Origin of the sequence: Mesorhizobium sp. BR-1-1-10 (assembly GCF_020165595.1) — a bacterium.
GTDB lineage: Bacteria > Pseudomonadota > Alphaproteobacteria > Rhizobiales > Rhizobiaceae > Mesorhizobium > Mesorhizobium australicum.
On sequence record NZ_JAIUIL010000015.1, the window covers coordinates 113459 to 122281 of the forward strand.

9 protein-coding genes are annotated in these 8823 nt (G+C 64.2%); 2 read left to right on the plus strand and 7 right to left on the minus strand.

All coding sequences use genetic code 11. The features are described 5' to 3' along the window. Positions 1 to 82: 82 nt before the first annotated feature. The 3 genes from LB555_RS26835 to LB555_RS26845 all read right to left on the minus strand — a co-directional run bounded on the left by LB555_RS26835 (position 83) and on the right by LB555_RS26845 (position 2326). On the minus strand, positions 83 to 844 hold the full coding sequence (locus LB555_RS26835; RefSeq protein ID WP_140721584.1) for a HugZ family protein: 762 nt from the start codon (positions 842 to 844) through the stop codon (positions 83 to 85). Positions 845 to 955: 111 nt separating this feature from the next. After that, positions 956 to 1717, minus strand: coding sequence for a 3-hydroxyacyl-CoA dehydrogenase (locus tag LB555_RS26840; RefSeq protein WP_224592922.1), 762 nt, complete (start codon positions 1715 to 1717; stop codon positions 956 to 958). Between the two features lie 84 nt (positions 1718 to 1801). Further along, a complete protein-coding gene (locus LB555_RS26845) occupies positions 1802 to 2326 on the minus strand; it encodes a GNAT family N-acetyltransferase (protein ID WP_015316003.1) in 525 nt (174 codons plus the stop codon). A 266-nt stretch (positions 2327 to 2592) separates the two neighbouring features. Between LB555_RS26845 and LB555_RS26850 the strand changes: the two genes are divergently transcribed. Beyond that, positions 2593 to 3585 carry a glutathione S-transferase family protein gene (locus LB555_RS26850; RefSeq protein ID WP_224684160.1) on the plus strand — a complete coding sequence of 331 codons (993 nt, stop codon included), beginning with the start codon at positions 2593 to 2595 and terminating at the stop codon, positions 3583 to 3585. Here the strand turns inward: LB555_RS26850 and LB555_RS26855 are convergent, their stop codons facing one another. Further along, positions 3586 to 4083, minus strand: a complete 498-nt coding sequence (locus tag LB555_RS26855) for an NUDIX domain-containing protein (protein WP_224684161.1) — start codon at positions 4081 to 4083, stop codon at positions 3586 to 3588. 53 nt (positions 4084 to 4136) lie between these two features. Between LB555_RS26855 and LB555_RS26860 the strand changes: the two genes are divergently transcribed. After that, positions 4137 to 5066, plus strand: coding sequence for a metallophosphoesterase family protein (locus LB555_RS26860; RefSeq protein ID WP_140713562.1), 930 nt, complete (start codon positions 4137 to 4139; stop codon positions 5064 to 5066). Here the strand turns inward: LB555_RS26860 and LB555_RS26865 are convergent. The 3 genes from LB555_RS26865 to LB555_RS26875 all read right to left on the minus strand — a co-directional run bounded on the left by LB555_RS26865 (position 5050) and on the right by LB555_RS26875 (position 8587). After that, complete coding sequence (locus LB555_RS26865; protein WP_140823183.1) at positions 5050 to 5664, minus strand: hypothetical protein; 615 nt, start codon at positions 5662 to 5664, stop codon at positions 5050 to 5052. The genes LB555_RS26860 and LB555_RS26865 overlap by 17 nt on opposite strands. A gap of 108 nt (positions 5665 to 5772) precedes the next feature. Continuing rightward, positions 5773 to 6573 (minus strand): alpha/beta fold hydrolase, encoded by an 801-nt coding sequence (locus tag LB555_RS26870; RefSeq protein ID WP_224684162.1) that lies wholly within the window; start codon positions 6571 to 6573, stop codon positions 5773 to 5775. 238 nt (positions 6574 to 6811) lie between these two features. Beyond that, on the minus strand, positions 6812 to 8587 hold the full coding sequence (locus tag LB555_RS26875; RefSeq protein WP_224684163.1) for a hypothetical protein: 1776 nt from the start codon (positions 8585 to 8587) through the stop codon (positions 6812 to 6814). Positions 8588 to 8823: the final 236 nt, after the last annotated feature.

An 8823-nucleotide genomic window follows, 5' to 3' on the forward strand; every position in this document is an offset into this window, starting at 1 on the left:
GCACCACACCTAAAGCCTAGAACATTTCTTTCAAATCTCAAGCGTTGCTTTTGATCAAATGCAATTTAATCTCGCTTTGCGCCTAGGATGCCGCCTTGGCGGCCCTCGCCATTTCAACCAGAACGGGACGCAATTCCTGCGCAGTCGCCAGTGGTTGTGGGAAGAATACCCGGCAAACATCGTCCCCGGACACCAGATCCATGCCATCGGCGTCCAGCCCGGCGATGCTCCAGCCAGCACCTGGCGCCTTGGCAAAATGATGGGCGTAGTTGGCGATCGCGTCGAGATGGTCCGCATTCATGTGCTCGACGGCTGACTGTTCGCTCGCCGCGAGCTCTTCGACAATCGGCCCGGCGGTGACCAGATCGGCCCGGTCGAGCAGATAGGCCTTGCCGAAGCCGCCGTTGAGACTGGCGCGCTGCGGCTCGAGGCGAAAGATTGAGAAGTCGCCGAGCCCGGCATAGAGGCTCGCCTTGGGATTGCGGTTGAGATAGCGGCGCGCGGCGCGAGCTTGGGCCTGCGAGCCGCGCTCCAGCCGCGAGGCCTGGCAGGCCAGCGTCAGCCGCGGATGCGCCAGCGGATCGCCTTTGCCAGGCTCCCCGAGCAGAAGGGAACAGCGGGGATCGGCAAGCAGGGCCGACGTGTGCGCCGCGAGCATCGACACCAGGATGAGCGGTGCGCCGTCAATGTCGGTGGCGACGCCGACCCGGCTCGCCAGCGGCGCCCCGGTCCCCGGTTCCAGCACCGCCAGGGCGCCGAAACGGGCACTGCGCAGAAGCGTTTTCGCCAGGCGGATCGCCTCGGCGTCGGTCTCGCGGATGACATCCTTCTTTCGATCGTCCAAGGTTTCTCGCCCTGCCAAGTTGATTTCCTATTCCACTTGTCAGCCGATGATGCCGGACTTGGCAAGGGGAGGTGCCCGCGCAAACCGCTTCGCAGCTTGGGGCGACACGCCTTACTTCGGCGCCATGCGGATGGCGCCGTCGAGGCGGATGGTCTCGCCGTTCAGCATCTGGTTTTCGACGATGTGCAGGGCAAGCGCGGCATATTCGGATGGTTCGCCGAGGCGCGACGGGAAAGGCACGGCGGCGCCCAGCGAATCCTGCACCTCCTGCGGCATGCCGGCCATCATCGGCGTCTTGAAGATGCCGGGCGCGATGGTGCAGACCCGAATGCCGGATCGGGCGAGATCGCGCGCCACCGGCAGCGTCATGCCGACGACACCGCCCTTCGAAGCCGAATAGGCCGCCTGGCCGATCTGGCCGTCATAGGCGGCGACCGAAGCGGTGTTGACGATGACGCCGCGCTCGCCGCCCCGCAGCGGCTCGAGTTTCGCGGCGCGGTCGGCGACCAGGCGGATCATGTTGAACGTGCCGATCAGATTGACCTCGATCACCCTGCGGTACTGGTCGAGCGGATGCGGTCCATCCTTGCCGATCGTCTTCACGCCGATGGCGATGCCGGCGCAATTGACCAGGATGCGCGGCTCGCCCAGCTTGGCGGCAGCCTCGGCCAGGGCGGCGACGCCACTGTCGGCACTCGCGACGTCGCACTGGACGGCGATGCCGCCGATCTCGGCCGCGACCTTGGCCGCGCGCTCGATGCCGACATCGAAGATGGCAACGTTGGCTCCCTTGGCGGCAAGCGCACGAGCGGTTGCCTCGCCAAGGCCGGAGCCGCCGCCGGTCACGATTGCTATCTGGCCGCTGGGATTCATGGCGTCATCCTTCCCGTGAGAATGGGCTTGCTATCAAACAGGGACGGATCAGGCCCGGATTGAAGGGCCGGGTCAAGCCATCGCCTAGACGTGCTCGGCGGCCCTGGCCTGGCTGGCGTGACCGACCTCGCCGGAAAGCCTGGCAACCGCGCCGGGCGTGATCTCGTGCGACAAAAGGCGGTCGAGGTCGACAGGCCTAGGCATCGAAATCTGACCACGGGGGATGCGCTTGAAGCCGAGCGGCCCGTAGTAAGGTTCGTCGCCAACCAGGATGACGGCCGGCGCGCCAGCCTTGGCGGCCGCCTCCAGCGCGATCGCTACCAGCCGGCGGCCGATGCCGAGGTTCTTGAAGGCCGGCCGCACCGCGAGTGGCCCAAGCATCAGCGCCCGGCCGGCCCCCGCCGCTATGCGGGTCATGCGCACAGAGGCGACGACGAGGTCGCCGTCGACCGCGACAAAGGACAGGGCGCGCTCGTGGCCGCCGGCCTCGCGGATCTTGTAGGCGGCCAGCACGAAACGGCCGGGGCCGAAGGCCTCGTCGTTAATGGCTTCGATTTGAGGATCATGCGCCGGAGTTTCCGGCAGGTATTTCACGTCGGCAAGGCTCATGGTCTTTGCGTTCCGGTAGAGGAGGAAAGGTTGCTGCAAACGGCAGCATTCGCCAGTCAGCGCTTCATCAAGCGCGGGCGCCCTTTCGTCGTCGGTCAAACCGGATCAAAGCAAAGTCGAACATGCGGAGTTCCGCTAGCATCAATTTTGCGCCGCCGCAATCGACCCGTTCGCTCGCACTACCGATTGACGATCTGTTCAGCCCAGGATGATTTCCGCTTTACCGCATCGCGCCCTACATGACGGGAAACGCGAAAGGACAATTCATGGGATTGCTCGTCGACGGGAAATGGCAGGACCGCTGGTACGACACGAAGAACAGTGGCGGCAAGTTCGTGCGGGCGCAGTCGCAATGGCGCGACTGGATCACGCACGACGGCAAACCCGCCGAAGGCCGCAGCCGCGGCTTCAAGGCGGAGCCCGGCCGCTATCACCTTTACATCTCACTCGCCTGTCCCTGGGCGCACCGGACGCTGATTTTTCGCACGCTGAAGAGGCTGGAAGGCATCATCTCCGTCTCGGTGGTTCACCATTTCATGGGCGCGGACGGTTGGACGTTTCTCGCCGAGGACGGCGCCACCGGCGACACGCTCTATGGTCTCGACTTCCTGCACCAGATCTACACCAAGGCCGATCCTGCCTATTCAGGCCGGGTGACGGTGCCGGTGCTGTGGGACAAGAAGGAACAGACGATCGTCTCCAACGAATCCTCCGAGATCATCCGGATGCTCAATTCGGCCTTCGACGAATGGGGCGACGCCAGCTTCGACTTCTACCCCGAGGCCTTGCGCGGCGAGATCGACGCGATCAACGGGCTGGTCTATCCCGCCGTCAACAATGGCGTCTATCGAGCCGGTTTCGCCACCACGCAAGCGGCCTATGAGGAGGCGTTCGGCGCGCTGTTTTCGGCGCTCGATACTCTGGAACATCGCCTTTCCAGGCAGCGCTACCTGGTGGGTGATCGCATCACGGAGGCCGACTGGCGGCTGTTCACCACCCTGGTGCGCTTTGACCCGGTCTATGTCGGACACTTCAAGTGCAACCTGCGCCGCATCGCCGACTATTCGAACCTGTCGAACTATCTGCGCGACCTCTATAGCGTGCCTGGCGTCGCCGGGACCGTGAACCTGCGCCACATCAAGGCGCATTATTACGGCAGCCACGAGACCATCAACCCGACCCGGATCATGCCGGTCGGGCCGACGCTCGACTATGGCGCGCCGCATGATCGGGCGCGGTTCGGAAGGGCTGCTGCCTGACTACCAATAGGGCGATGCTGGCACGTTGGCGAAAATTTCGGCGATCCGCCGCAGCGTTGCCGGCGTCGTGCCTTCCGGCAAGCGACCGAGCGGGAAAAAGCTGGCCTCGGCGATTTCATGATCGGGCAGCTTCGGTGCGGTGTGGCTGAAATGCTCGACGAGGTAGAAGCCGACATGGTCGCGCCGGCTGGCACGGCGGTTGAAATGCATCGATTTGAGAATCGGCGCGTCCGTGATCTGGATGTTGCCTTCCTCGGAAAGTTCGCGCGCCAGCGCTTCGGCCATCGTCTCGCCGACCTCGACGCCGCCGCCGGGAAGCTGCCAACCGGGCACATAGGTATGGCGGATGAGGAAGACGGAATTGGTGGCGGCATCGTGGATCAGGCCGCGCACACCGAGCGTCATTGGCCGCCGCAGCACGAAATAGAGATGGAACAGCCGGGCCCTCAAACCCGCCCAGCCGGTCTGGCGGAACGGAGCCTCCTCGTCGCTCGCCATCAGTAGCGAAACCGTGGGTGGAAAGGGGCGCGCACGTCGCCTATGAAGGAGGGATGTTCAGGCTCGCGCATATTTCCGATGTCCATCTGGGGCCGCTGCCCGATGTATCCTATCGCGATCTCGCCTCCAAGCGTGTGCTCGGTTACGTCAACTGGCAGCGCAACCGCCGCCGCCACATGCACGACGCCGTCATCGACGCCATCGTCGCCGATATCAAGGCGCAAAATCCGGACCATCTCGCCGTCACCGGCGACCTCGTCAACCTGGCCCTCGACGGCGAGATCGAGATGGCCAAACACTGGCTCGAGACGTTGGGGCCACCGCATGACGTTTCGGTGGTGCCGGGAAACCATGATGCCTATGTGCCCGGCGCCTTCGACAAGGTCTGCCGGTCGTGGGCGGCGTGGATGAGCGGCGACGGTGTCAACACGCCGGTCGACCGCAATGCCTTCCCCTATCTGCGCGTGCGCGGCAATGTCGCGCTGATCGGGGTTTCGACGGCGCGCGCCACGGCGCCCTTCATGGCCAATGGTTTTTTCATGGAGGGGCAGGCGGCTCGGCTCGGCAAGATACTCGAGAGCACGGCGAAGCAAGGGCTATTCCGCGCGATCATGATCCATCATCCGCCCCTGCGGGGCGCTGTCTCCCAGCACAAGCGGCTGTTCGGCATCGCCCGCTTCCACAAAATCGTCCGCCGCCATGGCGCGGAGCTTGTGCTGCATGGCCATTCGCATCTGCCGTCGCTGTTCCAGATTGGGCTTCGCGGTGCAAAGATCCCGGTCGTCGGCGTCGCCGCCGCCGGCCAGGCGCCGGGCGGCAATCACCCGGCAGCACAGTACAATCTGTTCGACATCGACGGCGAAAAGGGTAACTGGCGTATCCACCTGACGCGGCGCGGTCTGACCGGACCGTCAATACCGCCTTCCGATCTGCAGAGCCTGGAACTCGGGGTCGAGCCCGGCGAGGCTATGGCCGCCAGTTGAGAACCATGGCCGAGATGCGGTCCCACAGCAGCGCGGCCGACACCGCCAGACCAACCAGCGCGCCGGCGGCGACCAGCCCAAGCCCGGACAGGAAGGCCGACCAGCCCTTGCCTTGCGTCGATGCTCGCAGCGGTGGCTCGGCTTCCGCGACCTCGGCGCGTTTCATGCCGGCGACCGCCGGCTCGACGCCACCTTCCATCATCCTCTGGCGCTCGACGATGCGCTCGGCCACATAACGCGTCACGGAATCGGCGACCGGCTTCATCTCGGTCGACTCGGCAAGCACGACCCGGCCAATGCGTGTATCCTTGAGGAAGCGGTAGGTGCGACGGTCGCGTCCCATCGCGACATGGCTGACGGCGTCGATCCACAGGCGCGGCTGCAGCCCCGAGGAGACGACAAAGTCGAAATTGTCCATGTCGGCTGGAACATCGGCAAAGACGGGCGCGAGGTCCGCGGCCAGCAGGTCCAGGCGCATGCGGTGCGCCTCGCGCATGTCGACGACGACATCGTCGCGGTCAGCGAAGGCATTCTTCACATCACGGATGGCATCGGACAGTTTCTTTGACGGATCGATCTTCTCGCCTGCGTCCTTCATCGGCGTGGCCTCGCGGGTTTGGTTAACAGGCAGTTAACACAGCCGAAGGCAAAATGCACTCGCGAGATCAACATGGCAGAGCGCCCGCTCGGTGCCGCGCGGGACGTCTCAGCCGGTCGCAGCGAGTTTCGGGTGCAAGGGCCTGGCGCGGCGGTTCATGTTGCGCTGGATGATCGTGGCGACCAGATCGGGCGCCTCCTCGATCAGTATATGGCCAGCCTCGAGCACGTGGTGCACGTGAAATCGCGCGGGCAGATTATCCGTTTGGGCAACGGGTAGCATCGGGTCATTGCTCCCCCATACCACCATCACCGGCATGGTCAGTGTGTCCAACCGGTCGCGCGGGATGACGCCCTGCCGGTCGTCGCTGGTCATGGCGGCAGCAATCTCGATGAGTTTCTCCACCTGGCCGGGTCGCTCGCGCATGTCGCGAATGGTATCCACGGTGCGGTCGACGGCGCGCGTCAGCGGTCCCGACATCGCGCTTAGGCACGCCCGGATGTCGGAGGGATCCCATGAGGCGGCAAAGCGGCGCAACAGCGGGCCGTTGATCTCGGGGCCGAAGCCGCCCGGCGCCAGAAGTGTCAGCGAGGCCACCCTCTCGGGTTCGGCCAGTGCCATCAGCGTCGCCACCGCGCCGCCCATCGAGTGGCCCACCAGATGAACGCGCTTCACCGATCGCGCGGCGAGATCGGTCAGGACGGCCCTTGCCGCCACCTTGGCCGGGCCGGCGCCGGGGAAATCGAGCGACAGCCCGTGCCCCGGCAAGTCATAAGCGAGTGTGCGCACCGCAGGCGACAGCGACGGGATCACTTCGTGCCAGACACCGTGGCAGCCGCCAAAACCATGCAGCAGGGCGATGGCCTTCGAGCCAGCACCCTGTTCGGTGGCGTGAAGCGATGCGATCATTGAAATGTGAAAGCTTATTACGGGACGGGAAGATTACGGGACGGGAAGATGGGAATGCGGCTGGATTGCTCCTTGTCCAGCACGATGGCCAGTAAAATTTTCGCGACGACTGGCGGTTGCGCTCTCTCGACCTTGCGAAGTCGCCTGACAAAGCCGACAAATCCGTCGTATCGGGGGTTTGCCACCTACTTTCGGCGGCCAACAATTCGGTTGGTCCAAACAACCCGTTGGTGGGACGTCAGCTCGCGTTGCCGAGGCCCGCCGCGCGCAGGGCCCCAACCAGCCGCTCGGTCAGATCGGGCGGATATTTCCGGTCGATGAAGGTCGCGCGCGGATCGGCGGTGAATTTCGGAAATTTGGCGGTTAGCTCGTCGAGCAGCTTGCGCGCCAGATTGTCCTGGCCGGCGATCTTGGCACCGATCAGCCGGGCTGCAAGATAGTGCGATTTGGTTGCGGTTGTTCTCAAAGAGGAACTGGCGATGGCGGCCTTGTTCGTGTCGCCAAGCATGAGTTCGCCGGCGAAAAGTCCGAAATCCCACCATGTCGGATGACCGCTGGAGGCGTCCACCGCCTGGGCCAGGATCGGCGTCCCCTCGGCATACCTGCCAGCGAAAATCAACCCATAGCCGTAAGCTGCGGCCATGGCGAGATCGTAGGGATTGAGGTCATAGGCCTTGCGCATCCAGCGCAGCGCCTCGTCAGCGTTGCCAAGACGCGAATTGATGTAGCCGTAGGAGCGATGCGCATAAGGACTGGTCGGTCCCATCTGCACGGCGCGATGGGCAAATGTCATCGCCTTCTCGATCGTGGCATCCGGCGGATAGGCGTAGTGGTCGTTCACGGCCTCCAGGTGCAGCGAAGCGAGTTCCGAGTAGACCAGCGGTGACTTGGCGCCGCGTTCGGCGAGGGTTTCGAGGCAGCGATAGGCGGCCTCGTGGGTCCGGGCGTTCTGGTCGAGATAATATTTGTCGTTGAGCGTCAGGCATTGCGTGAGGACGGTCTGAATGCCGCTCTGTTCGATATAGCTGTAGATCGTGCCGGAAGCGGGAAGAGCGGACGTCAAAATGCCGGCTATACGGTTCTCGACGGCGGTCGGTGCGCTGTCGGCGGCGGTCAGGTTGCGCGACAAAAGCACCCGTCCGGTCGCCACGCTCTGCAGTTCAATCGTGATTTCGCCCGTATCCGGCCCAGGCAGAATATCGAAGATGAAGCTTGTGGCATTGGTGGCCGGATCGGTCGTGGCGACCGCGTCGCGACCGATGAAGTCGATCGTATCGAAACCGCTCAGGCCGGCGCGCAGCGATGCGGCGACACGGCTGGCATCCGTGCCACTGGCCTTGACGGCGATGTAGACGAGCGGCAAGGCCTCGCTGGCGGGAGACGGCTCGATGCTGCCGGTGAGGCCTGCGGTCTCGAGCGTGGCCGCAAGGTCGCCGCCTGCCAGCAGCGCACCGCTGCCCTGACGCAGGATCAGAACACCAAGCATGGCGATGACGACGGCGATCGCCATCCAGAAGAATCTGAGGTGACGTGCCACCGACGGCGCCGGCGCAACCATCGGTGCCAGTAAGGCGGGGGCCGCAATGGCACTCTCGGCAGTGCCGCGCTGCGCCGATGGAGCCGCCGCCGCTCCCGTCTGGATGGCGAGTTCGGCCGTCTCAGGCAAGCGGATCGCATTGAGCTCGTAGGCCGGGACATAGCCGCCGCGCGGAATGGCTATGCGGACAGGCTCGGCAACACCTTCACTGGCGAAATATTGCTGCAGCAAGTCGCGCAGCCGGCCGGCCTGAACCCGCACCACCGCATCGGTCGAAGGATCGAAATCGCCGTCCTTGCCGAAGACATCCATGGCGATGGAAAAGCCCTTGAGCCTGTCGGCTTCGCCTGCCTGTTCGCGCTCGACAAGATAACGCAACAGCTTGCGTGCCCGTTCGGATCTTCCGAACGTTTCGCTGGCAAGCAGTCGCTCCAATGTTTCGCGCACTGCGGGGGCGGCAGGCGTGGCATGCTGCAAGTGTCGATCCTCTCGAAGTCGGCACAGGTTAAGGCACGGATCATATAATGCCCGCACAGCCATACAAGTATACACCCATTATGCGATCGCGTACCCCACCGGATATTTTCCCGGTGGTTAATGAGCCGCGCGCGACAGGATGGCCAGGATGCCGGAGCAATCCTTATTGAATCCCATGGATGCCAAGACCTTGTTCAGGCCCGAAGGATGGCGGGGCGAGAGCCAATCCCGGCTCT

Coding starts and splice junctions, on each gene's coding strand:
- LB555_RS26860 (WP_140713562.1), top strand. CDS start 4,137: ATGTTCAGGCTCGCGCATATTTCCGATGTCCATCTGGGGCCGCTGCCC.
- LB555_RS26845 (WP_015316003.1), bottom strand. CDS start 2,326: ATGAGCCTTGCCGACGTGAAATACCTGCCGGAAACTCCGGCGCATGAT.
- LB555_RS26865 (WP_140823183.1), bottom strand. CDS start 5,664: ATGAAGGACGCAGGCGAGAAGATCGATCCGTCAAAGAAACTGTCCGAT.
- LB555_RS26850 (WP_224684160.1), top strand. CDS start 2,593: ATGGGATTGCTCGTCGACGGGAAATGGCAGGACCGCTGGTACGACACG.
- LB555_RS26840 (WP_224592922.1), bottom strand. CDS start 1,717: ATGAATCCCAGCGGCCAGATAGCAATCGTGACCGGCGGCGGCTCCGGC.
- LB555_RS26870 (WP_224684162.1), bottom strand. CDS start 6,573: ATGATCGCATCGCTTCACGCCACCGAACAGGGTGCTGGCTCGAAGGCC.
- LB555_RS26855 (WP_224684161.1), bottom strand. CDS start 4,083: ATGGCGAGCGACGAGGAGGCTCCGTTCCGCCAGACCGGCTGGGCGGGT.